Raw genomic sequence first — 25434 nt, 5'->3', positions numbered from 1 at the left:
GTGAAGAATGGAGGAATACCTCGTTCCACTCGACCAGTACCTTGCTGCCGGTGTCCACATCGGAACCCAGCAGAAGACCCAGGACATGAAAAAGTTCATCTACCGCGTTAGGCAGGACGGCCTCTATGTCCTCGACGTCAGGAAGACTGACGAGAGGCTTAGGATTGCAGGCAAGTTCCTCGCCAAGTTTGATCCGGAGAGTATCCTCGCTGTGAGCGTCAGGCTCTACGGCCAGAAGCCAGTCAAGAAGTTCGGCGAGGTTACCGGCGCCAGAGCCATACCGGGCCGTTTCCTTCCGGGAACCATGACCAACCCGCAGGTCAAGAACTTCTTCGAGCCAGACGTTCTCATAGTCACTGACCCGAGGGCAGACCACCAGGCCATGAAGGAGGCCATTGAGATAGGCGTTCCGATAGTTGCTCTCGTCGACACCGAGAACTTCCTTAGCTATGTCGATGTTGCCATTCCAACCAACAACAAGGGTAGGAAGGCTCTCGCGCTCATCTACTGGATCCTCGCTAGGGAGATACTCTACAACAGGAAGGAGATAGAGAGCAGGGAGGACTTCAAGGTTCCGGTTGAGGACTTCGAGATGCGCATAGTCAGAACCTGAGGGCAAAGCTTTTTAATTTCCCCAATTTACTCTCCCTCGCGCGGGGGTGCCCGAGCCTGGCCAAAGGGGGCGGACTTAAGATCCGCTGCCGTAGGGCTGCGCGGGTTCGAATCCCGTCCCCCGCACCAAAGCTTTAAAAGTGAGAAGGAATAGGTGTGTTGGATTCAAGATCATGGGGTGATTACGATGGCGAGATTCCCGGAGGCTGAGGCCAGGATATTTAGGAAGTACATCTGCATGCGTTGCGGTGCCACTAACCCGTGGAAGGCAAAGAAGTGCAGGAAGTGCGGCTACAAGGGCCTTCGCCCGAAGGCTAGGGAGCCGCGTGGTGGAATGGGACGCTGAGGGCTTTAGCCCTCTTGTATTTCTCCATTTGGAGCTTTTCTTCGATATTTCATTGGCACTAGATGCCAGGGAGATTTGAGAAATTTTGAGAAAAGCATTTATTCCTTGAGTTTCAAGAGCATCTGCTCGAGAAAAGCTATCCCCTCTTTAAGGAGCTTCTCCCCCTCAGGCGTGAGCCTGTAGTACTTCCTTGAGGGCTTCCCGGTTTCGCTCTCTTGCCATTCCGCTGTTACGTAGCCGTCCTTCTCCAGCTTGTAGAGGACAACGTATGAGCTAACGGTTGCTGGTTCGAAATTAAACGCCTCTTTTATCCTTTCCTTCAGCTCGTAGGCGTACATTGGCCTCTCTCTGAGCAGGCGGAGGATGTAGAGCCACAGAACCTCTTTGGTAATCTTATTTTTGAGTCTCTCCATGGGGCTCGTCATGCTCCCACTCCCAAACTTTTATGATCTACAAATATTTTGAAGCCGTTTAATTTAAACGTTTTGGGCAAAAACGTTTTATCTTCTATTGATGTAGGTGTCAGTGGTGGTGTGAATGGATTTGAACCTAAATGCCATGATTGGGGATATGGGTGTCGGTGGAATAGCAGGATTTCTGACAGGATTTGCTGTCAAAAAAGTCATGAAGTTGGCGATGGCCTTAATAGGCGCCTACCTGCTCAGCCTCTTCTGGCTTCAGCAGAAGGGAGTGATAACAATAAACACCGACAAACTCTTCAACCTCACTGGGGACCTAACGGCCCAGATAGCGTCCCTTGGCCAGAAAGTCCTTGGGATTCTGCCTGGAACCGGTGCATTCATAGCTGGCTTTTACCTAGGCTTCAGTAAAGGTTAAATTCTTCACTCCTATCTTTTATCCATGAGCTACGAGCGCCGCGTTCTCCTGAGACATTCACTGGCATCGATAATTGCCCTGGGACTGACGGGAATCAGCAGATTTCTTTACAATGTAATCGTCTCCAGGAGGTTTGGTGTTGAAGAGCTCGGTCGGGCAAACTCCCTGATTTCGCAGGCCTTTTTTCTGGCGATTCCCCTGAGCTTCTTTGCGGTTGCCCTCGGGAAGTATGCATCGGAGTTCCTTGGAAGTAACAGGGAGGAGGCCATTCGTTCAATCACGCTTCCCTCTTTTCTCCTCCCGTTGGCTGGTCTTCTGTTGCTTCCGTTTAACGTTTACCTCTCCCTTTTGGCGGTCTTTAGAGGGATACAGCTTACTATAAGGAACTTCCTCTATGGCATCCACCGCGGTGAGCACTACGCCTATTTAATAACACTCGCCTTTTTGGGCTTCATGCCAGGCTTTTTGGTGCATGATGTCTTTGCTCCCTACTTGCTCTTTCTTGGGTTCATCTCTGCTTTTGCCCTTGTCTACTTGGTGAAATTTAACCTCATAGGAAGGCCCAGAAAGCGTGAACTTAAGCTTCTCCTATCCTACTCATCCTTTGCATTTCTCGGCACGCTTTCGGGTGTGTTTCTCATTCAGGGACCTTACTTCATGAGCGAATACCTCGCAGGGGCTGAAGTAGCAGGAAAAGTCTCTGCGGTTCTCTCGGCTGCATTCCTGCTCACTTATCTTCCCCAGGTGCTTCAGTCTGCGATAATGCCTCTCTTTTCCTATAAGTATGGAAAGAATGAGAATGAGTACATCAAGTTTCTAGCTGAGAAGACAACAAGGCTTTTAATTCTAGTAACTGGTGCGGCAATATTTGTTCTCATGCTCCTTGGTAGGGAGGTTCTGTCCTTCTTTTTCAGCTTTGATGTAGGTCCGGCTTTTTACATTGCCCTGATGGCGATGGAAGTTTACATTTCTTACAACCCGAGCATAGTTGCCCTCAATTCGACGGCCTACGTGAGAAACGGGACGATTGTTGCACTTCTTGGTGCGGTTATTTCTTTCCTTTCGTGGCTTTATCTTATACCTCTCTCCGGTTCGATCGGCGTTATGCTTGGCCTTCTTTTGGGATACTGGGTTATACTTATTGGCTCCGCCCACTACTCTCGCAAACTGCTTGGAATTTCTTGGGGGATATACAGTCCCCTCATCGTTGCCCTTGCCCTCCAGTCGCTGATCTTTCTGTCAAAAATTGCACTCCTAATTGGATTCCTCACTTTTTTAGCCTATGGGAGAAAAGATGTTAAAGAGATCCTGGGTCTGCTCAAATTTTTCCGTGGTAGAGAATCCTAATGAGCTCTTCTGGGAGGCCTTCCCTCTTTATCCTCTCCTCGACGAGCTTCTTGTCATAGTCTACTTCTATGAACTTGGTGTGAAGTGTATCGACGTCAACAAGGGCGAAGGTTGCCTTGTGCTCCCTTCCAGGTGGGAAGCCCACACTTCCTGGGCAGATAACCCTGCCGTATCTTGTCATAGCATTCACTGGGTACCTCGGTGAGGCGACGAGCAATATCTCGTAGTCCTTGACGGGCCTCATTATAGATTCATAATAGCTCGTCGGCTGGTCTGGAAGAACGACCCCTTCGAACGGGTTCAGGGGACTTCCATAGACTCCGAAGACGTCGTTCTTGCCAATCCTGTCCACAAGGTATACCGGCAGGTCGCGGATGAATTCCCTCCCCTCGTGATCGAGTACTTTCCATGTGTGCTTGAGGGCCACTTTTATATGCATGGGAATGTCGAGCCTATTGATGTAGTCCGGACCTTCCGCGTGGGGATCGCTTGCCGCAATTATCTGGTCGAACTCGCCGCGGATGACCTTGACGGTGTCCTTCTTTATGAGGTCATCCAGAGTGTCGAGGACTTCCCTTGGATATGGGAAGAGTCCAATGATGTTCCCAAGGATGTAGTACTTCTCAATCTTATATCCTTCCTCTTTGAGCTCTTCAATCCTCTCAAGAGCCTTGGCGAGTGCTGGAAGGTTACCATTGATGTTTGCCAGAACAGCTACGTAGACCATGGCCATCACCCCCCAACTTTTTCTTACTCAAATTAACTAAAAATCGGAAAAATATTTAAAGGTTTCGGAAGGGTTCAGATTAGGAAGCGCTTTTTCTTCTTACGTCTTTTCTCAGAGTTTATACTTGCTATGTAGAGCAGGAGGGCGTCCTCCACCATGCTCTCACCTCCTCTAGCTTTTTGTCTCGCAAAGTTTGGTCAGGTGTTAGCCAGTAAAAGCGGACTGAATTGAGTTTGCACGTCTTTGTAAGTCTGGAGTTTAATGTGGATTTAACTCCAAATTGAGTGAGTGGGAGGTTTCTATGAGTGAAACACTATAAGACTTGCAATTGGGGAGTAAATCCACTGAAAGACGGCCATTCTAAAAGTGATATGAAAACCCTGATAAAACTCTGATCGGCAGAATTTCAGTGTGCTGGCGGACCGGCGGGGATTTGAACCCCGGACCTGCGGCTTAGGAGGCCGCCGCCCTATCCTAGCTAGGCTACCGGTCCACTGCCCGCTATTCCCTCAAGGGGAAGGGTATTTAAAGTTTACGGTCTATTCTCTCCGGTGGTGAGGATGGTGGATGAACTCGACCTCAGGATACTTTCCCTGCTCCAGCAAAATGCTCGTCTCTCCTACCGTGAGATAGCGCGCGAACTTAAAATTGCCGTTGGCACTGTCTACAATCGGATTAAGCGTATGGAGGAAGAGGGAATAATAAAAGGATTTGCACCAATCCTCGATTACGAGAAGCTTGGCTTCGGCCTTACGACCGTCATCGGGGTGAAAGCTCAGGGACGGAAAATCACCGAAATTGAACGGCAGATTGCCGAAAACGACAGGGTGATAATGGTCTACGACATAACCGGTGAGTTCGATATTGTGGTTATCGCCAAGTTCAAAGACAGGGCTGATATGAATCGCTTTGTTAAGTGGCTCCTCTCGCTGGACGGTGTGGAAAAAACGAACACGAGCGTCGCCATGCAGGTGGTGAAAGAAGACCTAAGGCTCAAACTAACGGAGGACTAAGATCTCCTCCATGAAGCGCTTTGCGAAGTCATCGAGGCTTTCCACCGGAAGTCTAACCTCTTTTCCGTTTACAGCCCCCTCGAATATCAGGTTTCTAGCCGTTATCTCCCTTATTCTCTCAAAATCAGAGTTTTCGGCTATCGTGTTTTCGAGAACCCTGTTGAATTCATCCTCGTTGACGGTTTTCACGACTCCCTCAATGACTATCTCTTTTCCGCACTCCTCGATGCTGCAGTGGAATGTGAAGGGGAGGCCGGGCTCGACCTCCACAGGAATCGTTAGGCCATCGACGTTGTATATTAAAACCTTCATTTGGATCACTCCAGCCTTATGAGGCTCTCCACTGGAATGTTGTACTCCTCCTTCAGGCGATCTATGATGTCCCCGACACTTATGAGGAAAAACATGCCGACTGGTTTCGCCCCTGCCTGTCTGCACATTCCTAGGAGTGCCTTCTGAGTCTCACCGCTCCTAATGACGTCATCAACTATGAGGACATTTTCACCCTTTTTGAGTGCCCACTGTGGCAGATAGAGTGTCGTAACGCTTCCCGAAGCGCTTGGGACGTAACTGACCTCGTAGAACTTCTCGACGCCGACTTCTTTCTTCTTCTTGGCGTATACAACATCGACGTTGAGCTCCCTCGCGATGTGAACACCAAGTGCTATTCCATCGGTTGCAGCAGTGAGAACCTTGTCAACGTTTTTGTCCATGTATCTGCTTGCAACGTCCTCCGCTATAAGGCTCATCAATGCCGTGTCGCTAAGAACTGGCATGTTGTCGAAAAAGCCGTACTCATCGAATTTTATCCTTCTTCTAACTTCCTCCTCGATGTTTATATAAGGGAGCAGTAGCTCCAGGAGCTCTCTTGTTCTTTCAGTGCTCGGAAGGACCTTTCCCCTGACGTATCTGTTGAGGACTGTAATGGGGAGGCCCGTTATCTTAGAGAGCTCCTCGTAAGTGTAATTTTTCTTAAGCAGTCTGAGCACCCTGACAAGCCTGAGCTTTTCCTGAACCGACTTTAGCTGACTCATTCTCTCACCTCCGGTGGCCAAAAATTAACAAGAAAATGTATAAATATGTTTCGGTTACTCGCCTGTGTTCACAACTTTCCTGCGGTAATCTTCTATGACGTCTCCATATTCTCTGAGGAGGAATTCCTTTGTTACAGGCTCTCCGTCTGGATGGTTAATACCCGGGCAGAAGGAGTCTTTCTTGACGTAGACTTCCATTTTATTCCCATGTTTCACGAAGACAAAAGGGTAGAGTCTGCACGCTAGAGGCCTGTGGTTATAGATTTTACACTTCAGGGTCCCTGGATTGAGAAAAACGCAGCCTCCGTCGAAGGGACGCTTTTTGAGGGCGTAGCTTAAGAACTTGTCCCCACGGTAGAACATCTTCTCATAATCAACGAATTCCCATGCGTTGTAGCCGAGTTCCTCTATCTGGGCTATATCTTCATCCCGAATCGGAATCTCCAGCTCGTAGCAGCATTTTCCACAGTTCTCAACACACTTAAATTTAAAGGTGGGATCGTACTCCACCTTCAGCGTGTCGAGGTGGATGGTCGCGACCCACCTCTTCTCCAAGCCTTCACCCCCTGTAGGAGCTTGCTATGAGGGTCTCGGTCATCTCGATGTTGCTTATTCTTCTGAGTATTTCGTCGTGGAACCTGTCAAGCTCCCCTATGTTCTCGACCTCCACACGGAGGATTATGTCGTACTCGCCGTAGACGCGGTATATTTCCTTAATGTGTTTTTCCCCTGCCAGGGCGTTATAGACCTTCTCCTCAGTTCCAGGCTTGACAACAACCAGCACGAAGGCTTCTATCATAGCCCAAACCCCCCGAGGTTAAACTTGCGGGCCATCTTGGAGAGTTTCCTTTTATCCATGCTCTTGAACATCTTCTTCATTTGATTGTACTGGTGAAGGAGCTCTCTTACCTCTTGGATGCTCGTTCCTGAACCGCGGGCAATCCTCTTTATCCTTGAGTAGTTGATTATCTCAGGATGCTCGAGTTCTTCCTCGGTCATTGAGTCCATTATGACCTTGAACTTCTTCAACCTTTCCTCTCCAACCCTGACAGCATCGTCCGGCAGGGAGTAGCCCATTCCCGGAATCATCTGGAGTATCTGCTTCAGCGGGCCCATCTTCTGCATAGCCTCAAGCTGGGCGTACATGTCCTTGAGGTTGAACTTGCCCTTAAGGAACTTCTCTAAGTCTTCCTCCCTGAATTCCTGCTGCTTCTGGAGTTCCTCAAATTTTTCGAGAAGGCCCTGAATGTCACCCAGACCAAGGAGCCTTGAGACGAACCTCTTGGGGTCGAAGGGCTCTAAATCATCAATTCTCTCGCCCACACCGATGAACTTTATGGGTGCCCCAGTTGCTGCAACCGCCGAGAGCGCCCCACCACCCTTGGCGGAACCATCGAGCTTTGTAACAATTATTGAGCCTATTGGAGTGGCCTCTTTAAAGGCCAGCGCTTGATTGTAAGCCTGCTGACCGATGGTTCCGTCTATGACAAGGATTACCTCGTGGGGCTTTATGGCTGCGCTTATCTGTTTCATCTCCTCTATGAGGCTTTTCTCCTCCTTGTGCCTTCCTGCTGAATCCACGATGATTATGTCGACGCCCTTCTCTCTGAAGTGCTCGACGCCTTCCTTTGCGAGCTTTATTGCATCTTTCTCCTCGGGATCACCGAAAACCTCTATGCCGAAGGGTTCAACAAGCTGTTTGAGTTGCTGGTAAGCTCCTGGACGCCAGGTATCTGAACATACGAGACCGACTTTATAGCCCCTCTTCTGGAAGTATCTGGCGAGTTTTGCGATGCTGGTCGTTTTACCGGAACCCTGGATACCCACAGTCAGCAGAACCGTCGGCTTCTCCTTTATCTCGATGGGCTTAGCTTCCGTGCCAAGGAACTTCGTCAGTTCCTCGTAGACTATTTTAATTATGTGCTCCTTCTTTGAAACTCCCGTGGGAGGCTCTTCCTCCAGAGCCCTTTTTTCTATCCTCTTGGTTAAGTCGAGAACGAGTCTAACGTTAACGTCGGCCTGAATGAGTGCCCTTTGAATGTCTCGCACTACTTCCTTAATCGTCGCCTCATCAACGGTGCTTGAACGGGCGAGCTTTCTCAGGGCATTGTTGAGTGCCTTTCCAAGCTTTTCTAGGGCCATCTTCTCCCACCGTAGTGATGGGGTTTCCAAAGTTTATAAACGGTTGGGTTGCTTTTCCCCGTTCTGATGTATTCTTTTGGCAAAAACGACCCGGTTAAATCCCTTTAAACTGTCCAATCTTGTTCATTTAATATCAAAAACCGTCATCATTGCTTTTTTGGGAGAACAGAGACATTCTAAGGGCATTTATGGAGTTTCGAGGTCTCATAAGGCTTTTAAACCTGAAATTTAGTTAGTATAAACTAGAGAGACCAAAAGGGGGTGAGAGAGATGATATGGATGACCGCACTCTACGAGTACATGCTCGAGAGGGAGATGAAGAGGAAAAGGAAGCCCATCCCAGAGGAGCTCGAGTACGTTGAGAGACTCATGGAGTGATTTTATAAGTTCAAACCTTTTCTATTTCCCTCGGTGATGGTATGAAGATTCACTACGAGTGCATTGCATGTGCTGTAAATCAGGCCCGGAAAATAGTTGAGATGAGCACTCCGGATTTAAAAAAGCGCAGAGAAGCAATGGTCTTTTTCGGCAGGAGAATTGGTGAGTTTTTTGAGGAAAGCTCTGTGCCGGCAACTGATGGAGGGAGGTTGTTCCTTGAACTTTACAGCTTTCTGGGAGATGATGATCCGTTCAGGGACTACAAACGTCGTTCTACTGAACTCGCAGCAAAGGTTGCCACTGATATTGGGGACGTAGAAGATTTTGGCAGGGCTCTGAAGCTGGCTATAGCTGGTAACGTGATTGACTTCGCGGTCGGCTACGACCCCGAAAAGATAGGGGAGGACATCCTCCGTATGACTGAAGAAGAGCTCTACGTGGATGAGAGCAATGAGCTGTTTGAAGAGCTAGGGAGGGCAAAGAGCCTGCTGTACCTCCTCGATAACTGTGGGGAAATTTACTTTGACAAACTGTTCCTTGAGCTCATAAGAAAACTGTTCCCCGGGCTCACTATATACGTTGCGGCCAAAGAGGGACCGATAATCAACGATGCAACCGTTGAAGACTTGAGAGAAGCTGGCTTTGAAGAGCTGGCTAATGTGGTCTCCACGGGCTCATGCCTTCCGGGGGCTCCCATGGAATATGTATCCAAGGAATTCAAGGAGATTTTCAGAAAGGTTGATGTCGTCATCGCGAAGGGGCAGGCAAACTTTGAGACGCTGAGCGATTTAAAGGACTCGAGAATATTCTTCCTGCTTAAGGCGAAGTGCAGGCCAATTTCCAGAGAGTTGAATGTTCCTCAGGGTTCATTAGTGTGCATAAGGGGCGCGTAATAGACAATTGTCGATATTAACTTTAACGAATGTCTATAGAAAACCTTTTTATACTTTTAAGTGGTATATATAAACGGTGATACCAGTGACAACGGTAATTAGACGTGATGCGGATAGATTTTTGAAGGAACTCAGGGCCCATTACGGTGATGTCTGGAAGATGCCTGCCAGTAAGTACCTTTCAAAGCCGGATTTTGTTGTTGTGGATCCTAAGAGCGGTAAGAAGACAAAGGTAAGCTTCGTGTCCCTCGACGATGGTGAAGTAGTGGGTGTCGTTTACGACGAACTTGGCTGATCTTTCGTTTTTTGACTAGATATATCCCATTGTGTTCTACATGCTGGAAATAATTAAATACTCCGATATCATAAATCTCTCTGGTGGAAATTATGCCAGTGGATGTTTATCGTGAGGCCCTTAGATTAGCTTCTGATATTAGGGACAAGTATCTTCGTGCGGTCACTTACGCTAAAATAGGGTACTATATGCACAGGGCCAAGAACCCAGGATATAAAACTGCTTTTAAGTACGCATTCACTGCTACGGCTTCTATTGAAAACCCTGTTCTGATGGTTAAAGCATTGATGGAGATAGGGACGTACCTCGAGAGGACCGGTTCAAAAACAGCTCGGAAGGTGTTTCATCAGGCTTACGAATCTATAATGGCCTTTCCTCTGCCACTGCGGGACGATCTTCTAGAGGAACTGGCGATCAAGCTTCTAGAGCTGGACATGACTGATGATGCCCTCTTCTACGTCACGGACATTGATGACACTGTAAAGCGCAACGACCTCCTTCTGAAAATACTTCGCGTCTACCTCAAGAAAGGCAATATGCGTAAGGCCAAGCTCATTATAGAACAAATTGATGACGAGCCTTGGCATTCGATAGGTGCAATTGAAGCCATAAAGGAGCATCTCAAGAGGGAGGAGTTTGGAAGTGCAATCAGGATTCTCTCCGAGCTGAAGAGCGAGTACTGGCTAGGGGAAGCCATGAAGGAAGTAGCAGTTTACCTGAAAACCTCAGACGTTCCCAAGGCCACCTACGAAAAGTTCGTTGAGATAGCCCTCAGCATGTCGTCTGAGACAGGCTTTGACGTTCTGAAATCGCTCCTCGTTGGACTAGGCAACCAGGGGGAGCTCGAGTTCGTGGCGAGGATACTCGAGAGACTTTCCCTTAGTGCTAGACTGTCTATCCTCAGGGGAATAGTTGAGACATCCTTGGATAGGGCGGAGATACTTTCTCACCTTATCGACTCCCTGGAAGGTTCGGAGTTTGAGGAAATCACCGGCTTTATTCTTGATCAACTCCTCAGTAAACCTGTGGATGAAAAGTACGAGCCTCTCATAAAGAAGATAGGCAATCGCACAAACGATGATGCTCTCCTCGTTAAGGTCACTACATACCTGGCAAAACTCGGAAAGTTCGATGATTCACTAAGCTTTGCTCAGCGTGTCCGGGGTCATTATCTCCGTTCCCTTGCCTTCGGTAGCATTGCTGTGGCGAAACTCAAAGTTGGGGACATAGACGGAGCCATCGATGCTGCCCTTGAAGTTAAGGATTCCAAATGGGGCTCCTGGTTGCTTAGCGAGATACTCACCAAAATCCTCGAGCTCCAGACCGAAGGCAGGCTTGAGGAGAACATCGAGGAGAAAGCTATGCACCAGAAGATCATCTGGGAAAAACACTAATGTTTTAAGGCCTCTCCCGTTTCTTTCTCCAGGTGATACCATGCCGAGGATAGCCATTATTGGAGGTTCTGGAGTCTACGATCCGAAGCTTTTGCAGAATGTCAGAGAGGAATGGGTCAGCACCCCATACGGGAAGGTCAGGGTGAAGATAGGGGAGTACAACGGAGAGGAGATAGCTTTCCTGGCAAGGCACGGTGAAGGCCACAGCGTTCCACCGCACAAGATAAACTACCGTGCGAACATTTGGGCCCTCCACGAACTCGGTGTTGAAAGGATTCTCTCGACTTCGGCCGTTGGTTCGCTCAACGAGACCATGAAACCTGGTGACTTTGTCATCCTCGACCAGCTCATGGACTTCACAAAGACTAGGCATTACACTTTCTATGACGGAGACGAGAGTCCCCATGACAGGAAGTTCGTCGCCCACGTCGATTTCACTGATCCATACTGCCCTGAGCTGAGGAAAGCTCTCATCACTGCCGCTAGAGAACTTGGCTTCAAATACCACCCAACGGGAACCTACGCCTGCATGGAGGGCCCACGCTTCGAGACGAGGGCCGAAATAAGGGCACTCAAAATACTCGGTGCGGATGTTGTCGGCATGACTCAGTGCCCCGAAGCGGCATTAGCCAGGGAGCTTGAGATGTGCTACGCCAGCGTGGCGATAGTCACCAACTTCGCGGCAGGAATAAGCAGAGAGAAGCTCACCCACACCGAGGTTGTCGAGCTTATGGCCCAGAAGAGCGAGGAGATAAAGTACCTCCTCATGAAGTCCATCAAGTATATTCCTGAGGAGAGGCGCTGTGGATGTAAGGATGCCCTTAAGGGTGCCACCGGAGAGTGACTCTTCTGTTCTCTTTTCTTCATTGATCAAATCTTCCGTGCTTGCATTTTAAATCCAAGGTTGACGAAAGGTTAAAAATCCTTTGGTGGGTAACCCTTACTGAAAAGCTTTAGGAGGGCCTAATATGAAGTATGATGTTGTTGTTATAGGCGCGAGCGCGGGGGGATTAACCGCCGCGATCTCCGCCAAGAGATTTTATCCTGACAAGAGTGTTCTTGTAATTAAGAAGGAGCAAACAGGCATGATTCCATGCGGTATTCCTTACATCTTTGGAACTTTCAAGAGTGTTGACGATGATATCCTTCCAGCCGAAAAGTTTCTCGAGCCCCTCGGTGTGGAGACACTCGTCGATGAGGTCGTCGAGATAGATCCGAAAGCCAAGATTGTGAGGACTAAGAGCGGAAAAGAAATTGCCTGGGAGAAACTCGTCATAGCAACTGGCTCGAAGCCAGTCTTTCCGGAGCTACCCGGGGCTGAGCTTGAGGATGTTTATACCGTTCCTAAGGACTACCACTACCTGAAAGCTCTCCGCGAGAGGCTTGAGAGCGCCGAAAAAGTCGTTATCGTGGGTGGAGGTTTTATAGCCCTCGAAGTTGGCGACGAGATAAGAAAGCTCGGCAAGGACGTAACCCTTCTCGTTAGGAGCAGGCTCCTGAGGAGCTCCTTCGACCCCGAGTTCAGCGAGATGGTCGAAGGGAGACTTAAGGAGGCCGGTATAAATATCGTCTACGGCCAGGTTGAGAGACTCCTGGGAAGCGAAAAGGTCGAGAAGGTTAAGCTGGTCGACGGTAATGAGCTCGACGCTGATCTGGTGATATTCTCCATTGGCTACCGCCCGAATGTTGACCTAGCCATCAAAGCCGGCCTGAAGGTTACTCGCTACGGCATCTGGACGGACGAGTATATGAGAACTTCTCACCCGGACATCTTTGCAGTCGGTGACTGTGTCGAGCACAGGGACTTCTTCACGGGCAAGCCCTATGGCTTAATGCTCGCATCAACCGCAACCTTCGAGGCGAGAATCGCTGGGGCCAACCTCTTTAGGCTCCAGATAGTCAGGGAAAACAGGAGGACAATAGGCGTTTACTCCACCCACGTTGCCGGTCTGACCTTGGCTGCAGCAGGTCTAACTGAGGAGGCGGCCAGGAGGGAGGGCTTCGAGGTCATAGTCGGCTACGGAAAAGGACCGGACAGGCATCCGGCGAAGTTCCCCGACACTTCAATGGTTACGGCCAAGCTAATATTCTCAAGGGATAGGGGAGCGATTCTTGGTGCCCAGATAGCCGGCGGAAAGAGTGTTGGCGAGATGATAAACATACTCGCCCTAGCGATACAGAAGCGCCTTACCGCGAGCGAACTCTACACGCTGCAGATAGCCACTCATCCCCTGCTTACCGCCTCACCCGTCGGCTATCAGATAGTCAAGGCTGCCGAAGATGCCCTCGCGAAGCTGAGGACTTGAGGCTTTCTTTTCTTGTGTTTTATCCTGTTTTCATTTTATTTAACGAGAAATCCTCACAAAACAGCAATTCTAACATGAACATGAATATGCACTTAAAAAAGCATTTTAGAACATCCAGAAACTTTTGATCAAACTTTGCACAAGCAAAATTTGTGGTGCGGTGGCCGGGATTTGAACCCGGGCCAGCGGCGTGGCAGGCCGCTGTCCTAGACCAGGCTAGACTACCACCGCACTGCGCGGCCCGTTAGATACTCACCTCTGGGCGCTTTATAAATCTTTCGGTGGTAGAAAAAGGTTAAATTTATAAAGCGTCCCTAAGAAGGTTTAGCGGGCAGTGCCCCGGTGGCCTAGTCTGGATAGGGCGCGAGGCTGCGGACCTCGAGGTCCGGGGTTCAAATCCCCGCCGGGGCGCCATAATTGTTCTTTTCTGACATGAACACTGGGCGCTTAAATGTGGATCCTTTCTCGGGATGTTAGTACCGCAGGAGTTTTCATCTGAAGTACCACCGGTCTGAATTCTCTGGATAGTCCTTTTAGCACTGCAATATTCTCAACAAACTCATTTTCCTTTAGTATACCTTGTGTGAATATTACATAATCACTAATGCTGACCATCCAAGAGTGGAGCTCTTTGGGTACAACGTCCCTATTGACAATAAGAATATCCCAAAACCAATATCCATTTTCCACCAGTTTTTCACCAGCAAACAAACGTGTTTGGAATAGTTTCTTCACAGTGGACGCCTCAAACCGCTCGTATAATGTGTCTAAAGTTACAAACGCATGAACTACCTTCCTTTCTTTTAAATTGTATTTTTTAATTATCTGCCTTTTGACTTCGACATATTTCGAAATGAAGGTTCCCCCATCGACATTGCCCACCTTGTAAACGAAATCGTAGTGAGTTTCTCCTTCAAAAACATTTATTATCGCTAGATTGCCATTTTTACCCTCCTGAATCACATCTAATCCCGCGGCCTCTATTCTTGCACAGAACTTTCTAAAAGGAACTGCAACATTGGTCAAAAGTGCAAAATTCCCTTTCTCTATCTCTTCTTTCACAAGTCTAACTCCGATTTTCCAACCTAGAGAGTACTGGTCATATGATAATAGCAAAATCCCTCCAGGGGTGATTTCTCTTAAATATTCCCTTACAGTTTTTACCTTGGTCATATTGGAATCACCATTATTTATCTTTCGAATATTTTGATTATAAGACTTGTGGCATATTTTAGCATAATCAAAACAATGAGTTTCCAAATATTAGGTTATTGATATTAAATGTTACAAACAATGCTATTTTTTGGATGCTTCATGAAATTGTGAAAATTGGGCAAAAATTCAAAGAATTCCGTGTGACGCAGGTTAATTCCACAGAAAATTAAAGGTCAAACAGAACAGCTAAAGCTTCCTCAATCCCGGGAACCACACCTTCTTGCCTTTCTGCTCCTTCTCTTCGTCCCATTCGGCGAGTATCTTTACGGCCTCAGTGGCGACCATTGCGGCTTCCTTCTCTCCAGCTTTGCCGAACTCGTTGGTTACCCTGTTAGCAAAGACTGCACAGACACAGCCAGCCCTGAGGCCGTAGATGTTCGCCAGCGTGAAGAGGGTCGCTGCTTCCATCTCAAAGTTGGTGACCCTGGCCTGCCTGAGGTCGTCGAGGATGTTCTTGGCGAAGCTCGGGAAGTAACCGTTTAAGCCTGGCCTTCCTTGGCCGAGGTAGAAGCTGTCGGTCGAGGCGGTTATGCCGATATGATAGCGCACTCCGAGGGTCTCGGCGGCCTCGATTAGTGCGAGGGTAACTTCCAAGTCGGCAACGGCTGGATATTCAATCCTCACGTACTGCTTTGAAGTGCCCTCGAGCCTAACCGCTGCCTTCGCTATGATGAGGTCGCCTATTTCCATTCCACGCTGGATAGCGCCGGTGGAGCCTACTCTTATGAAGGTATCTGCTCCAATGGCTGCGAGCTCTTCAATCGCTATCGCCGTTGATGGTCCACCTATCCCGGTTGAAGTTACGCTTATTGGAACCCCCTTGTATTTGCCCGTGTGAGTTCTGTATTCCCTGTGGAAGGCTATCTCCTTTGCCTCATCCCACAGAGAGCTTATCTTTGGAACCCTCTCCGGATCACCGGGCAGGAGAACATATCTTGAAACATCCCCCGGCTTGCATGCTATATGGTACTGATAGCCTTCCTCAGTTTGGGGCCTGTCTGCAGATAGGAACTTTGTCATGGCAATCACCCATCGCTTTTGTGAGAATACCTTGTAGAATTGTGGATAAAAAGTCTTCCCTAACTAAAAGTCTATAAAATATGGAGCAGAAGCCTCTTTGGGGTGAGACTATGGTGAGGTATCCTGCCGTGGCCGGGAGCTTTTACCCTGGAGATGAAACGCTCATCGAGATGCTTGAGAAGTTCTTCAGAGACTTGGGTGAGCACGGAAGCGAGAGGAAGATAACAGCGGGTGTTGTGCCTCATGCAGGCTATGTATTCTCTGGCTACACAGCCTCAAGAACATTTAAGGCCATCTACGAGGACGGTCTGCCGGAGACATTTGTAATTCTCGGGCCGAACCACACTGGCATCGGCTCGCCGATAGCGGTCTATCCATCCGGCTCTTGGCTGACCCCGCTGGGGGAAATCGAGGTCGATTCAGAGATGGCCAAGACCATAGCGAAGCTCTCTGGGATAGCAGACCTCGACGAGCTGGCCCACAAGTACGAGCACTCCATTGAGGTTCAGTTGCCATTCATCCAGTACCTGGCCGAGAAAGCTGGAACGGACGTCAGGATAGTCCCAATAACCCTCGGCATCCAGGACGAGGAGGTTGTGGAGGATCTTGGCAAAGCAATCTACGGGGCTGCTAACGAGCTCGACAGAGACGTTGTGATCATAGCGAGCACAGATTTCATGCACTATGGCCCAGCCTATGGCTACGTGCCCTTCAGGGCTAGAGCAGACGAGCTCCCACACCGCGTCAAGGAGTGGGACTTTCGCGTTATTCAGAAAATCCTCGACTTTGACGTCAAAGGAATGTTCGGCGAGCTGAGGAAGATGGACCACACCATGTGTGGACCGGGAGGAGTTGGAACTGCCATCGTTTACTCCCGCTTGGCTGGAGCTCTTGAGGCTGAGCTTTTACACTACACGACGAGCTTTGAGGTGAGCAGGAGCACGGACGCGATAGTTGGCTATGCCTCTATAGTCTTCAGGAAGTGAGCTTGATTTGACCAAAACTCACATAAACTTTCTTCCCTTTTCTTGTTTGGAGGGTCAGAGATGAGGGTTCTCGCATCAGCTCCTGCTAAAATTATCCTCTTCGGTGAGCACAGCGTCGTCTATGGAAAGCCTGCCATAGCGGCTGCGATAGATCTAAGAACCTATGTCTGGGCAGAGTTTAACAACAAAGGGGCGATAAAGATAGAGGCCAAGGACATCAAGGTGCCCGGATTGACAGTCTCCTTCTCAGAGGACGAGATATACTTCGAGAGTGACTACGGTAAGGCCGCCGAGGTTTTAAGCTACGTCAGACAGGCGATTGAGCTTGTTCGCGAAGAGGCCGACAAGAACGGAAATGGGGTCACAGTCTCGATAACCTCACAGATTCCCGTTGGAGCTGGTTTGGGCTCCTCAGCGGCCGTTGCGGTTGCCACCATTGGTGCGGTCTCAAGGCTTCTTGGCCTGGAGCTGAGCAACGAGGAAATCGCCAAACTTGGCCACAAAGTCGAGCTCCTCGTCCAGGGCGCTTCGAGCGGGATAGACCCCACCGTCTCGGCCATAGGTGGCTTCCTACACTACGAGAAGGGTAACTTCGAGCACCTCCCCTTCATGGAGCTGCCAATAGTTGTTGGCTACACCGGTTCGAGCGGCTCAACTAAGGAGCTCGTTGCAATGGTCAGAAGGAACTACGAGGAAATGCCTGAAGTTATAGAGCCGATTCTCGTTTCCATGGGCAAGATAGTTGAGAAAGCCAAGGACGTTCTCCTCTCCGAACTCGACAATGAAGTCCGCTTTGTCCAACTTGGCAGGCTCATGAACATCAACCACGGCCTGCTTGATGCACTGGGCGTTTCTACCAAGAAGCTCAGCGAGCTTGTTTACGCTGCCAGAACAGCCGGAGCGCTAGGAGCGAAGATAACCGGCGCTGGAGGAGGCGGATGCATGTACGCTCTCGCCCCTGAGAAGCAGAGTGAGGTGGCAACTGCAATAACCATCGCCGGAGGAACGCCGATGATAACTAAAATCAGTGACGAAGGGTTGAGGATAGAGGAGGTTCTGCCATGATAATTGTCAAGCTTGGTGGAAGTGTTATAAGTGACAAGAATGTGGAGAAGTCCTTCCACGAGGACGTTGTGAGTCAGATAGCAAGTGAGATAGCCCAGTTTTATCCCAAGGAAGATTTCGTAATCGTTCACGGTGGCGGTAGCTACGGTCACCCACTCGCGAAGGAGTACAACCTCAGGGAGGGCATCGAGCCGAATCCAGATAGTAAGCGCATTGGCTTCTCAAAAACTCATCAGGTGATGCTGGAGCTTAATGAAAAGATAATCGACCTTTTCCTAGAGAAAAACCTTCCGGCCTTCTCGGTCTCTACTTCCTCAGTCTTCATAACTGAGGGTGGCTCAGTCGCCTATGGTGATGTGAAGGTCATCAAAAGACTGGTGGAGCTGAAGTTCATCCCAGTCCTTTTTGGCGACGTGGCGATTGACCTTGAAAAGGGCATTGACATACTCTCTGGCGACCAGATAATTACATACCTGACCAAAATGCTGAAGCCAAGGAAGGTTGTCTTCCTTATGGATGTGGACGGCATCTACGATGGCAAACCTGGCGAGGGAAGCCTCATATGGGAGCTCAAGGTCAGGGAGATTGACAGTCTAATCGAGAGGCTCTCCGGTGCAGCCGGGACAGATGTCACCGGTGGTATAGTCAACAAGCTCAGGGAGGCCAAAGAAATAGCCCAGTTCTCAGAGGTCTGGTTCGTGAACGGCAAAATAGCTGGAAGGCTAAGCGGAGCGATAATGGGAGACGGCTTTGGGACGAGGATTAAGGGGTAGTTCCCGGCGACCCAAAATCTCTTAACCTCCCCCGCCTTTTCTCTTCTGGTGGTTGAGATGAAGGCCTTCGATAAGGAAGAGCTCACGATCATCAGGAAGTTTGAACATATCGAACACTGCCTCAAGAGGAACGTTCAGGCTCATGTCAGCAATGGTTTTGAGGACGTGCACTTCGTCCACATGAGCCTGCCTGAAATTGACAAGGATGAAATCGACCTCAGTGTTGAGTTTCTCGGGAGGAAGTTCGATTACCCGATAATGATAGCCGGCATGACCGGCGGAACGAAGGGCTCTCAGCTCGCCGGAAAGATAAACAAGACCCTCGCAAAAGCCGCCCAGGAGCTGAACATCCCGATGGGCGTCGGAAGTCAGAGGGCCATGATAAGGAAGCCAGAAACGTGGGAGAGCTACTACGTTAGAGACGTTGCCCCCGACGTTTTCCTCGTCGGCAACCTTGGCGCACCGCAGTTCGCCGAGACGATGCCCGACAGATACGGGATTGAGGAAGCACTGAAGGCAGTCGAGACAATTCAGGCCGATGCTCTTGCCATACACATGAACCCCCTCCAAGAGAGCGTCCAGCCGGAGGGCGACACACAGTACCGCGGAGTGCTGAAGGCCCTGGCCGAGCTCAAGGCCGAGTTCCCCTACCCGATAATTGCTAAAGAAACCGGCGCGGGAGTTTCAATGGAGGTCGCGATACGGCTCGAGAGCATTGGAATAGACGCGATTGACGTCGGCGGCCTCGGTGGGACGAGCTGGAGCGGCGTTGAGTACTACCGAGCTAAGGACGAGCTTGGTAGGAACCTCGCTCTGAAGTTCTGGGATTGGGGTATAAAGACTGCCATAAGCGTGGCTGAAGTCAGATACGCCACCGAGCTGCCTATTATAGCCACTGGGGGAATGCGCGACGGAATAGCGATGGCGAAGGCGCTAGCGATGGGAGCCACCTTCGCCGGCGTTGCCCTGCCTCTTCTCAGACCCGCGGTCAAGGGCGACGTCGAGGGCGTCATCAAGGTACTGGAGCGCTACATCGAGGAGATAAGGAACACTATGTTCCTCGTCGGTGCCAGAAACGTTGAGGAACTTAGGAAAGTTCCGCTCGTAATCACTGGCTTTACCCGCGAATGGCTCGAGCAAAGGATTGACCTGCCTGTTTACCTACGGGACAGGCGAATTTAACCTTCTATTTTCACGTTTTGGGTTATGCCTGTGTATACGTTCTTGATGCACTCTCTCAATGCACACCTTTTTAAACTCTCAAAAACAACTATGACCAACGGGGCCTTATGCTCTTATGAGCTTAGAGGCCGAAGGAGGAAAGAGCATGATAAAGATTTACACGCTCAGCGGTTACGAGGAAGTCGGTAAAAACATGACCGCCGTCGAGTACAACGGAGAAGTCGTTATAATCGACATGGGAATAAGGCTTGACAGGGTTCTCATCCACGAGGATGTAAATATTCAGCAGTTCCCCGCGAAGGAGCTCCAGAAGCTTGGGGCTATTCCTGACGATTCACCAATCAGAAACAAAAAAGTTGTCGCCATTGCTTTTACCCATGGCCACCTTGACCACATAGGTGCCGTCGGCAAGCTCGCTCCCCATTATCCCGACGTGCCGATATATGGAACTCCCTACACCATAAAGCTCGCCAAGAGCGAGGTCAAAAGCGAGCAGTACTTCGAGGTCAAGAACCCCATGTACGAGACCGAATATGGAGAGATAGTTCAAGTTAGCGAGAACTTAGCAATCGAGTTCGTTCAGATTACCCACTCCGTCCCTCAAGCTGCCATTGTTGTAGTTCACACGCCCGAAGGCGCCGTTGTCCACACTGGGGATTTCAAGTTCGACAACAACAACCCTCTCGGCGAAAGGCCCGATTACGACAGGCTTAAAGAGCTAGGGAAGGAGGGTGTCAAGGTTCTCATTCCAGAATCGACGCGCGTTGCTGAACCCACCAAAACGCCGAGCGAGGCAGTTGCTCAGATGCTCCTCGAGGACTTCTTCCTCTATGAGGGTATGGAATCTGATGGACTGATAGCCACAACCTTCGCCAGCCATATAGCACGCCTTCAGGAGCTCATCTGGATAGCCAACAGGATGGGCAGGCAGGCTGTCTTAGTTGGTCGCTCCCTGGCTAAGTACACTGGGATAGCCAAGCAGCTTGGTCTCATCAAAATGAAAGGAGCCAAGGCCGTGAGGAGCCCAAATGCCGTCAGAAAAGTCCTTAAAGAAGTTTCCCAGGCAAGGGAGAACTACCTGCTGATAGTCACCGGCCATCAGGGTGAACCCGGTGCCATTTTAACCCGGATGGCAAATGGGGAGCTCTACGACATAGGCAAGCGCGATACCGTCGTTTTCTCCGCCGGCACCATTCCCAACCCACTCAACAGGGCCCAGCGCTACGTTCTCGAAACCAAGCTCAGGATGAGGGGCGTTAGGATGATAAAGGACCTCCACGTTTCAGGCCACGCCAGCAGGGAGGACCACCGCTACCTGCTGAGAATTCTCAATCCAGAGAACATCGTCCCTGGCCACGGCGACTTCAGGATGCTCACCCACTACGCCGAGCTGGCTGAGGAGGAGGGCTACCTCATAGGTAGGGACGTCTTCGTCTCGCGCAACGGCTACACTGTGGAGATTAAGTAGGGGTAAAACTGATAAAGAGTTACCCCTTTTTCCCTTTGACATTGCTCTCATCGCTCATGAGGTGATAGAATGACGAAGTACGATGAGCTGTTTGCAAGGGTTAAGAAGATGGCAAAGAGCGTTGATGATGTGCTCTTCAAGCTCATTCCGGAGAGAGAACCGAGAAAGCTCTACGATGCTGCCAGACATTATCCGCTCGCCGGCGGCAAGAGGGTTCGCCCGTTCGTCGTTCTGAGGGCGGCTGAAGCCGTTGGCGGTGATCCAAGCAAAGCACTCTATCCTGCGGCCGCGGTCGAGCTTATACACAATTACTCCCTCGTCCACGACGACATAATGGACATGGACGAGCTCAGGCGCGGAAGACCGACCGTCCATAAGGTCTGGGGCATCAACATGGCAATCCTCGCCGGCGACCTGCTCTTCAGCAAGGCCTTCGAGGCTGTTGCCAGGGCCGAGATCAGTCCCGAGAAGAAAGCGAGGATTTTAGAAGTCCTCGTCCAGACCTCCAACGAGCTGTGTGAGGGACAGGCTCTCGACATCGAGTTCGAGACGAGGGAAGAGGTCACCGTTGACGAATATCTCCAGATGATAAGCGGCAAGACCGGAGCACTCTTTGACGGCTCCGCAACGATAGGTGCTATCGTTGGAACGGACAACGAGGAGTACATTCAGGCGCTCTCTAAGTGGGGCAGGAACGTTGGAATAGCCTTCCAGATATGGGACGACGTTCTCGACCTTATCGCCGATGAGGAAAAGCTCGGCAAGCCCGTCGGCAGCGACATAAGAAAGGGCAAGAAGACCCTCATAGTCAGCCACTTCTTCCAGAACGCCAGCGAAGAGGACAAGGCTCAGTTTATGAGAGTCTTTGGAAAGTACGCAGGCGACGCCAAGGACGACGCACTGATTCATGAGGACGTTAAGGGGGAAGTGGCTAGGGCCATCGAGCTCCTCAGGAAGTATGGCAGCATAGACTATGCCGCAGAATACGCTAAGAACCTCGTCAGGGAGGCCAACGATGCCCTGAAGATCCTTCCCGAGAGTGAAGCACGCAGGGATTTGGAGCTTCTCGCCGAGTTCCTCGTGGAGAGGGAGTTCTAATGGGGGAGCTGCGGCTCTCCGATTATTCCTCTGATATTGTTATCCTCTCTCTTCTCCTTCTCATTGTCTCGGCTCTGGCAGTTCCCTGGGTGGAGGTTTCAATAAGTTCCTTCCGGGATTTCTTCTATCTGCTGGTTCTGCCGTTTGTAGTAATAATTCCCCTCCACGAGGGCCTGCACGCGCTAACCGCGAGGCTTTTGGGGGCAAAAGTTCGGTTCGGCGTGACGGTCATTGATAGGGTTATCATCGCTCCCTACGTGGCCATTGAGACGCCTTTGTCCGTTAGAAGGTACATTCTATTTTCCCTTGCTCCTCTCCTTCTGTCGGCTGTTTCTCTCTCCTTTGCCTGGTTACTCCGCTCGAACTTCTGGGCACTCATCTACATCTTCAACACCTCGGGAATGGTGGGAGATTTCCTCACGACTCTTGCCCTCCTCAGAATGCCCCCGGATGCAGCCGTCTTCGACGACGGGACTGTCCTCCGCTCCGATGAGGAAATACCCAGACCTTACCCGCGCTGGGTCTCGTCCGCCATAAAGGTCGTGATAGCATTGGTCTTCTTAGTTATCCTCATTTTCGGTCGGATTGAAGTTGTGATTGAGAAGTGAAAATGAGGGTTGTATAGCAGGCTACCCCATTACCTCTGCGATGAGCCAGCCGGCCGGCGGATGCTCCGCACCAGCTTTCCATTTCTCGTAGGCCCTATCCCACCACCCCAGAAGTTCGGCGCGCTTTTTCCCATCTTTTATCTGCTCCACATATTCCCGTGGGATGTAGGCTAAGTAGTGCGGCAGGCTCGGCTCAAAGGTTCCGCTTTCGATTATCTCTCCACCGGCCGTTTCCACCAGCTCCTTCAGCCTTTCCAGCGGGAGATAGTGCAGGTCGTCCTTCCCGCCAAACAGAGCTTCAAAAATTCCCTTACGCAGGTTGTAGAGCTCAAGATGTGCCCTTTGCCTCTCGTTGCTCGCTATAGGAAGACTCTCCGCTATGAAAACCACCTCTGCCACGCGGAGCATCTCGGAGAAGACCCTAACCATTGTTTCCTCATTTCGTAAGCTTCTAACTCCATGAACGAGGACGGCTAAATCGAAGGCCTTAAACGGAAAAGGCAGCTTCTTCGCGTCTATCTTGAGTGGGATTATCCTATGCTTTAGGCCAGCTACGGAAGCTATCTCTTCAAAGAAGCGCCATCTTGCCCTGTCAACCGCCACAACGCGGCCGGTCTCGCCGACGAGGTAAGCGAGGGGAACTGTTGTTAATGCATGCGCACCACAGCCGATTTCAAGGACGTTCATGCCAGGCTTTATCGAGGCGAACCGAAGGACGCGGAAGCGTTCGAGCATCTCGATGTGAAGCCAGTCTGGAGGTAGCGGCGGCTCGTCTCGGAGTGGGATTCTGGAGAGAACATCTTTCTTAAATGTTTCCTCGTCAGCGAGCATGGAAAACACCAAAAAATGCTAAGGAATTAGCTTTAAGGAGTTTTCGGAGAAAAAGTTTTATAAGATAGTGTTGAATTCATATCCAACTTAAATCTCGTAAGTTAAGAATGAGGGCGACTAATATACGTAACGCACAGGTGATACTATGAGGCTGGGAGCAAAAGATGCCCTGTATCTCCTCATTATTTTTCTTTTGATCGTCCAGCTTTGGTCAGTTTCACATGAAAACGAGCGTTTGAGAGAAGAACAAAGAGGCATAAAAGAAACCCTAGTAACCTCTCAACTTATACATGAAATTTTCGAGTTAAGGCGTCATGCAAAACTAACGAATGCCCTTATGGACACTCCTCCCGGTACTGAATCCAAACTTGCCTTGCTCATTGAATTGAACAATACAAAATATTCGCTTTCGAGGCTGGAAAGGGATGTCGATCACTTGGGTGCCTGGTTGGGGTATGAAAATGACAGCCTTTCTCCTTCCGGTGGGGACTGTGTGGAGCTTCTCGAAGTGGTGTACTACACAGTCCAAAGCGAGAACATGACTCACGAGGACGTTCTTCTTGCCTCTAACGGCCTCGATACAATAATAAACTTCACCCGTGTGTACCCTCCGACCTATGGGAACATCATCCAAGGATTGAGTGATATGAATAAAGAATGCCGGAGGTTACTTCAGGAGGCAAACAGAACGCAGAAAAAATAGAGGAGGAAATAATCTCGAACTCACTCCACAAACACCGCCGGCTTCAGCGGTATTTACTCCTGTTTACGTGCTTTATAAGGCTCTGAATTGTTATCTCGGTTTTCTCTGGTTATCATGTCCGTGTCAATAGTAATTCTTTACAATTGTTTTAAATTTACTTTAAAAAAAAGAAAAGTTTATAAACATACAAGTTCATAATCATTTTGCAAAACATTATCGGAGATGAGCTCAATGAAGTGGAGGTCCCTGCTTGCAGTCCTACTGGGACTGCTGATGGTCGGAACGACTGCGGGGAGTGCTCTGTCCGCTAAAGTAACGGGATCTTGCTTCGACTCAGTTGACATTGCTAGTTATGAAAACCAGAGATCGATAGCAAAGTTACATGGCTTTCTCAATAACAATCTAAGCGTGCCTGTGAGTTATCTGGATCTTCTTACGATTCAGAGAATAACACCTGAAGACATCAAACAAGTCAAGGAACTAAAAACTCTGGGGTTAGCAACCTCAGAATCTAGCATACTAAGATTTATAAAAAAGATACAATTGATGGAGTTTGTAGCCTCAAGGAGTGGGGGCAATCCGGAAGTTATCATAAAACTAGCCCAATTCTTAGGAGATCGTGTAGTTCCAATTAAAAAACCTCCTATCCAGCCAATGAGCGGAGATTACAACGATTTACTGTTGGATGTTGGAGGTGCTCACTTTTACCAAAACGATCCGGAGATGCCGTATTACGTTATGATATGGGGAAATTATTTATGGAAAGAACTCGAGGGTACTCTTTATAGAGGATCTGATGATGTAGTCTACTACAAATGGGACGAGGCGGATGATTTAATATTGTTTAAAGACGTGTATGCCTCCCCAGAAATGAGAAGAGCAGGATCCGATCTCGGAGCAATAGCATATTATACACCAGATAGTCTCCACTCTGGATACGTAAGACTATATTTTGTACCAAAAACTCCATCAGTGTCTGGAAGATGGACAAGAGTGTCAATGACCTATGTTCATACCTACGGAATAGGGGGAGATCTTAGCGTTACTGTTGGATATAAGTATGTTAGTGTTAGTTATCAAACACATTTGGGAGATGAATGGGAAAAATCTGATTACGTATCGTTTAAAATAGACCCAGACGGAGTTCTAAAGGGGTGACTT

The 25434-nt window shown here is 49.5% G+C and carries 29 protein-coding genes and 4 tRNA genes; 21 read left to right on the top strand and 12 right to left on the bottom strand.

Annotated features, from left to right (window positions below; all coding sequences use genetic code 11):
* The first annotated feature begins 7 nt into the window (after positions 1 to 7).
* The 3 genes from rpsB to E3E33_RS04040 all read left to right on the top strand — a co-directional run bounded on the left by rpsB (position 8) and on the right by E3E33_RS04040 (position 958).
* On the top strand, positions 8 to 613 hold the full coding sequence (rpsB, locus tag E3E33_RS04050; protein ID WP_012571070.1) for a 30S ribosomal protein S2: 606 nt from the start codon (positions 8 to 10) through the stop codon (positions 611 to 613).
* Between the two features lie 40 nt (positions 614 to 653).
* Positions 654 to 741 (top strand) — tRNA-Leu (locus E3E33_RS04045).
* A 58-nt stretch (positions 742 to 799) separates the two neighbouring features.
* On the top strand, positions 800 to 958 hold the full coding sequence (locus tag E3E33_RS04040; RefSeq protein ID WP_012571071.1) for a 50S ribosomal protein L40e: 159 nt from the start codon (positions 800 to 802) through the stop codon (positions 956 to 958).
* A 98-nt stretch (positions 959 to 1056) separates the two neighbouring features.
* Here E3E33_RS04040 and E3E33_RS04035 read toward each other — a convergent pair whose 3' ends face one another.
* On the bottom strand, positions 1057 to 1383 hold the full coding sequence (locus E3E33_RS04035; RefSeq protein WP_012571072.1) for a PadR family transcriptional regulator: 327 nt from the start codon (positions 1381 to 1383) through the stop codon (positions 1057 to 1059).
* A gap of 112 nt (positions 1384 to 1495) precedes the next feature.
* Here E3E33_RS04035 and E3E33_RS04030 point away from each other — a divergent pair, with 112 nt between their 5' ends.
* Positions 1496 to 1795: an FUN14 domain-containing protein gene (locus E3E33_RS04030; protein WP_012571073.1), complete on the top strand. Its 300-nt coding sequence runs from the start codon at positions 1496 to 1498 to the stop codon at positions 1793 to 1795.
* A gap of 24 nt (positions 1796 to 1819) precedes the next feature.
* Positions 1820 to 3142 (top strand): lipopolysaccharide biosynthesis protein, encoded by a 1323-nt coding sequence (locus tag E3E33_RS04025; RefSeq protein WP_167711059.1) that lies wholly within the window; start codon positions 1820 to 1822, stop codon positions 3140 to 3142.
* On the opposite strand, the gene E3E33_RS04020 is transcribed toward E3E33_RS04025, so the two are convergent.
* Positions 3114 to 3869: a metallophosphoesterase gene (locus E3E33_RS04020; RefSeq protein ID WP_167711145.1), complete on the bottom strand. Its 756-nt coding sequence runs from the start codon at positions 3867 to 3869 to the stop codon at positions 3114 to 3116. The genes E3E33_RS04025 and E3E33_RS04020 overlap by 29 nt on opposite strands.
* A 415-nt stretch (positions 3870 to 4284) precedes the next feature.
* Positions 4285 to 4362, bottom strand: a tRNA-Arg gene (locus E3E33_RS04015).
* 67 nt (positions 4363 to 4429) lie between these two features.
* Here E3E33_RS04015 and E3E33_RS04010 point away from each other — a divergent pair.
* Positions 4430 to 4882: an Lrp/AsnC family transcriptional regulator gene (locus E3E33_RS04010; protein ID WP_012571076.1), complete on the top strand. Its 453-nt coding sequence runs from the start codon at positions 4430 to 4432 to the stop codon at positions 4880 to 4882.
* On the opposite strand, the gene E3E33_RS04005 is transcribed toward E3E33_RS04010, so the two are convergent.
* Genes E3E33_RS04005 through E3E33_RS03985 form a run of 5 tightly spaced genes read right to left on the bottom strand, consistent with a single transcriptional unit; the run spans position 4868 to position 8058 of the window.
* A complete protein-coding gene (locus E3E33_RS04005) occupies positions 4868 to 5194 on the bottom strand; it encodes a hypothetical protein (protein ID WP_012571077.1) in 327 nt (108 codons plus the stop codon). The two genes, E3E33_RS04010 and E3E33_RS04005, sit on opposite strands and share 15 nt — an antisense overlap.
* Positions 5195 to 5199: 5 nt before the next feature.
* A complete protein-coding gene (locus tag E3E33_RS04000) occupies positions 5200 to 5916 on the bottom strand; it encodes a phosphoribosyltransferase family protein (protein WP_012571078.1) in 717 nt (238 codons plus the stop codon).
* A 54-nt stretch (positions 5917 to 5970) separates the two neighbouring features.
* The gene (locus E3E33_RS03995) at positions 5971 to 6471 is read right to left on the bottom strand and encodes a YkgJ family cysteine cluster protein (RefSeq protein WP_167711061.1); all 501 of its coding nucleotides are present in this window, start codon (positions 6469 to 6471) and stop codon (positions 5971 to 5973) included.
* 4 nt (positions 6472 to 6475) lie between these two features.
* Positions 6476 to 6715: an Lrp/AsnC ligand binding domain-containing protein gene (locus tag E3E33_RS03990; protein WP_012571080.1), complete on the bottom strand. Its 240-nt coding sequence runs from the start codon at positions 6713 to 6715 to the stop codon at positions 6476 to 6478.
* Entirely contained in the window at positions 6712 to 8058 is a 1347-nt protein-coding gene (locus E3E33_RS03985) for a signal recognition particle protein Srp54 (RefSeq protein WP_012571081.1), read from the bottom strand. The genes E3E33_RS03990 and E3E33_RS03985 overlap by 4 nt, the downstream gene beginning before the upstream one ends.
* A 419-nt stretch (positions 8059 to 8477) precedes the next feature.
* Here E3E33_RS03985 and E3E33_RS03980 point away from each other — a divergent pair, with 419 nt between their 5' ends.
* From E3E33_RS03980 to E3E33_RS03960, 5 genes are all read left to right on the top strand, one after another.
* Entirely contained in the window at positions 8478 to 9329 is an 852-nt protein-coding gene (locus E3E33_RS03980; RefSeq protein ID WP_167711063.1) for a damage-control phosphatase, read from the top strand.
* Positions 9330 to 9414: 85 nt separating this feature from the next.
* Positions 9415 to 9624: a hypothetical protein gene (locus tag E3E33_RS03975; RefSeq protein ID WP_012571084.1), complete on the top strand. Its 210-nt coding sequence runs from the start codon at positions 9415 to 9417 to the stop codon at positions 9622 to 9624.
* 92 nt (positions 9625 to 9716) lie between these two features.
* Positions 9717 to 11018 (top strand): hypothetical protein, encoded by a 1302-nt coding sequence (locus tag E3E33_RS03970; RefSeq protein ID WP_167711065.1) that lies wholly within the window; start codon positions 9717 to 9719, stop codon positions 11016 to 11018.
* A 40-nt stretch (positions 11019 to 11058) separates the two neighbouring features.
* Complete coding sequence (gene mtnP / locus E3E33_RS03965) at positions 11059 to 11862, top strand: S-methyl-5'-thioadenosine phosphorylase (protein ID WP_012571086.1); 804 nt, start codon at positions 11059 to 11061, stop codon at positions 11860 to 11862.
* 124 nt (positions 11863 to 11986) lie between these two features.
* The gene (locus E3E33_RS03960) at positions 11987 to 13324 is read left to right on the top strand and encodes an NAD(P)/FAD-dependent oxidoreductase (protein WP_167711067.1); all 1338 of its coding nucleotides are present in this window, start codon (positions 11987 to 11989) and stop codon (positions 13322 to 13324) included.
* A gap of 153 nt (positions 13325 to 13477) precedes the next feature.
* Here the strand turns inward: E3E33_RS03960 and E3E33_RS03955 are convergent.
* Positions 13478 to 13555 (bottom strand) — tRNA-Gly (locus E3E33_RS03955).
* Between the two features lie 105 nt (positions 13556 to 13660).
* Between E3E33_RS03955 and E3E33_RS03950 the strand changes: the two genes are divergently transcribed.
* Positions 13661 to 13738, top strand: a tRNA-Arg gene (locus tag E3E33_RS03950).
* A 33-nt stretch (positions 13739 to 13771) separates the two neighbouring features.
* Here E3E33_RS03950 and E3E33_RS03945 read toward each other — a convergent pair.
* Both E3E33_RS03945 and udp read right to left on the bottom strand, forming a co-directional pair.
* A complete protein-coding gene (locus tag E3E33_RS03945; RefSeq protein ID WP_012571088.1) occupies positions 13772 to 14497 on the bottom strand; it encodes a hypothetical protein in 726 nt (241 codons plus the stop codon).
* A 228-nt stretch (positions 14498 to 14725) separates the two neighbouring features.
* A complete protein-coding gene (udp, locus tag E3E33_RS03940; RefSeq protein ID WP_167711069.1) occupies positions 14726 to 15559 on the bottom strand; it encodes a uridine phosphorylase in 834 nt (277 codons plus the stop codon).
* A gap of 110 nt (positions 15560 to 15669) precedes the next feature.
* Here udp and E3E33_RS03935 point away from each other — a divergent pair, with 110 nt between their 5' ends.
* From E3E33_RS03935 to E3E33_RS03905, 7 genes are all read left to right on the top strand, one after another.
* Positions 15670 to 16545, top strand: a complete 876-nt coding sequence (locus E3E33_RS03935) for an MEMO1 family protein (RefSeq protein ID WP_167711071.1) — start codon at positions 15670 to 15672, stop codon at positions 16543 to 16545.
* A 60-nt stretch (positions 16546 to 16605) separates the two neighbouring features.
* Positions 16606 to 17610 (top strand): mevalonate kinase, encoded by a 1005-nt coding sequence (locus E3E33_RS03930; RefSeq protein ID WP_012571091.1) that lies wholly within the window; start codon positions 16606 to 16608, stop codon positions 17608 to 17610.
* On the top strand, positions 17607 to 18383 hold the full coding sequence (locus tag E3E33_RS03925; RefSeq protein WP_167711073.1) for an isopentenyl phosphate kinase: 777 nt from the start codon (positions 17607 to 17609) through the stop codon (positions 18381 to 18383). The genes E3E33_RS03930 and E3E33_RS03925 overlap by 4 nt, the downstream gene beginning before the upstream one ends.
* A gap of 57 nt (positions 18384 to 18440) precedes the next feature.
* Positions 18441 to 19565 (top strand): type 2 isopentenyl-diphosphate Delta-isomerase, encoded by a 1125-nt coding sequence (fni, locus tag E3E33_RS03920; protein ID WP_012571093.1) that lies wholly within the window; start codon positions 18441 to 18443, stop codon positions 19563 to 19565.
* Positions 19566 to 19710: 145 nt separating this feature from the next.
* Entirely contained in the window at positions 19711 to 21033 is a 1323-nt protein-coding gene (locus E3E33_RS03915) for an RNase J family beta-CASP ribonuclease (RefSeq protein WP_012571094.1), read from the top strand.
* A gap of 69 nt (positions 21034 to 21102) precedes the next feature.
* Positions 21103 to 22131 carry a polyprenyl synthetase family protein gene (locus E3E33_RS03910; protein WP_167711075.1) on the top strand — a complete coding sequence of 343 codons (1029 nt, stop codon included), beginning with the start codon at positions 21103 to 21105 and terminating at the stop codon, positions 22129 to 22131.
* Entirely contained in the window at positions 22131 to 22739 is a 609-nt protein-coding gene (locus E3E33_RS03905) for a DUF3267 domain-containing protein (protein WP_167711077.1), read from the top strand. Before E3E33_RS03910 ends, E3E33_RS03905 begins: the two co-directional genes overlap by 1 nt.
* Before the next feature lie 21 nt (positions 22740 to 22760).
* Here E3E33_RS03905 and E3E33_RS03900 read toward each other — a convergent pair whose 3' ends face one another.
* The gene (locus E3E33_RS03900; RefSeq protein ID WP_167711146.1) at positions 22761 to 23570 is read right to left on the bottom strand and encodes a class I SAM-dependent methyltransferase; all 810 of its coding nucleotides are present in this window, start codon (positions 23568 to 23570) and stop codon (positions 22761 to 22763) included.
* A 145-nt stretch (positions 23571 to 23715) separates the two neighbouring features.
* Between E3E33_RS03900 and E3E33_RS03895 the strand changes: the two genes are divergently transcribed.
* Positions 23716 to 24273 carry a hypothetical protein gene (locus E3E33_RS03895; RefSeq protein WP_167711079.1) on the top strand — a complete coding sequence of 186 codons (558 nt, stop codon included), beginning with the start codon at positions 23716 to 23718 and terminating at the stop codon, positions 24271 to 24273.
* A gap of 222 nt (positions 24274 to 24495) precedes the next feature.
* Positions 24496 to 25431 carry a hypothetical protein gene (locus E3E33_RS03890; RefSeq protein ID WP_167711081.1) on the top strand — a complete coding sequence of 312 codons (936 nt, stop codon included), beginning with the start codon at positions 24496 to 24498 and terminating at the stop codon, positions 25429 to 25431.
* Positions 25432 to 25434: the final 3 nt, after the last annotated feature.

Source organism: Thermococcus sp. GR5 (assembly GCF_012027535.1).
GTDB lineage: Archaea > Methanobacteriota_B > Thermococci > Thermococcales > Thermococcaceae > Thermococcus > Thermococcus onnurineus.
This window is presented reverse-complemented; position numbering and strand designations above follow the sequence as displayed.

Coding starts and splice junctions, on each gene's coding strand:
- udp (WP_167711069.1), bottom strand. CDS start 15,559: ATGACAAAGTTCCTATCTGCAGACAGGCCCCAAACTGAGGAAGGCTAT.
- fni (WP_012571093.1), top strand. CDS start 18,441: ATGAAGGCCTTCGATAAGGAAGAGCTCACGATCATCAGGAAGTTTGAA.
- E3E33_RS04005 (WP_012571077.1), bottom strand. CDS start 5,194: ATGAAGGTTTTAATATACAACGTCGATGGCCTAACGATTCCTGTGGAG.
- E3E33_RS03905 (WP_167711077.1), top strand. CDS start 22,131: ATGGGGGAGCTGCGGCTCTCCGATTATTCCTCTGATATTGTTATCCTC.
- E3E33_RS03960 (WP_167711067.1), top strand. CDS start 11,987: ATGAAGTATGATGTTGTTGTTATAGGCGCGAGCGCGGGGGGATTAACC.
- E3E33_RS04010 (WP_012571076.1), top strand. CDS start 4,430: ATGGTGGATGAACTCGACCTCAGGATACTTTCCCTGCTCCAGCAAAAT.
- E3E33_RS04030 (WP_012571073.1), top strand. CDS start 1,496: ATGGATTTGAACCTAAATGCCATGATTGGGGATATGGGTGTCGGTGGA.
- E3E33_RS03910 (WP_167711075.1), top strand. CDS start 21,103: ATGACGAAGTACGATGAGCTGTTTGCAAGGGTTAAGAAGATGGCAAAG.
- E3E33_RS03970 (WP_167711065.1), top strand. CDS start 9,717: ATGCCAGTGGATGTTTATCGTGAGGCCCTTAGATTAGCTTCTGATATT.
- E3E33_RS04035 (WP_012571072.1), bottom strand. CDS start 1,383: ATGACGAGCCCCATGGAGAGACTCAAAAATAAGATTACCAAAGAGGTT.
- E3E33_RS03985 (WP_012571081.1), bottom strand. CDS start 8,058: ATGGCCCTAGAAAAGCTTGGAAAGGCACTCAACAATGCCCTGAGAAAG.
- E3E33_RS03890 (WP_167711081.1), top strand. CDS start 24,496: ATGAGCTCAATGAAGTGGAGGTCCCTGCTTGCAGTCCTACTGGGACTG.
- E3E33_RS03935 (WP_167711071.1), top strand. CDS start 15,670: ATGGTGAGGTATCCTGCCGTGGCCGGGAGCTTTTACCCTGGAGATGAA.
- E3E33_RS03925 (WP_167711073.1), top strand. CDS start 17,607: ATGATAATTGTCAAGCTTGGTGGAAGTGTTATAAGTGACAAGAATGTG.
- E3E33_RS03930 (WP_012571091.1), top strand. CDS start 16,606: ATGAGGGTTCTCGCATCAGCTCCTGCTAAAATTATCCTCTTCGGTGAG.
- E3E33_RS04020 (WP_167711145.1), bottom strand. CDS start 3,869: ATGGTCTACGTAGCTGTTCTGGCAAACATCAATGGTAACCTTCCAGCA.
- E3E33_RS04025 (WP_167711059.1), top strand. CDS start 1,820: ATGAGCTACGAGCGCCGCGTTCTCCTGAGACATTCACTGGCATCGATA.
- E3E33_RS03900 (WP_167711146.1), bottom strand. CDS start 23,570: ATGCTCGCTGACGAGGAAACATTTAAGAAAGATGTTCTCTCCAGAATC.
- E3E33_RS04000 (WP_012571078.1), bottom strand. CDS start 5,916: ATGAGTCAGCTAAAGTCGGTTCAGGAAAAGCTCAGGCTTGTCAGGGTG.
- mtnP (WP_012571086.1), top strand. CDS start 11,059: ATGCCGAGGATAGCCATTATTGGAGGTTCTGGAGTCTACGATCCGAAG.
- E3E33_RS03980 (WP_167711063.1), top strand. CDS start 8,478: ATGAAGATTCACTACGAGTGCATTGCATGTGCTGTAAATCAGGCCCGG.
- rpsB (WP_012571070.1), top strand. CDS start 8: ATGGAGGAATACCTCGTTCCACTCGACCAGTACCTTGCTGCCGGTGTC.
- E3E33_RS03990 (WP_012571080.1), bottom strand. CDS start 6,715: ATGATAGAAGCCTTCGTGCTGGTTGTTGTCAAGCCTGGAACTGAGGAG.
- E3E33_RS03915 (WP_012571094.1), top strand. CDS start 19,711: ATGATAAAGATTTACACGCTCAGCGGTTACGAGGAAGTCGGTAAAAAC.
- E3E33_RS03945 (WP_012571088.1), bottom strand. CDS start 14,497: ATGACCAAGGTAAAAACTGTAAGGGAATATTTAAGAGAAATCACCCCT.
- E3E33_RS04040 (WP_012571071.1), top strand. CDS start 800: ATGGCGAGATTCCCGGAGGCTGAGGCCAGGATATTTAGGAAGTACATC.
- E3E33_RS03895 (WP_167711079.1), top strand. CDS start 23,716: ATGAGGCTGGGAGCAAAAGATGCCCTGTATCTCCTCATTATTTTTCTT.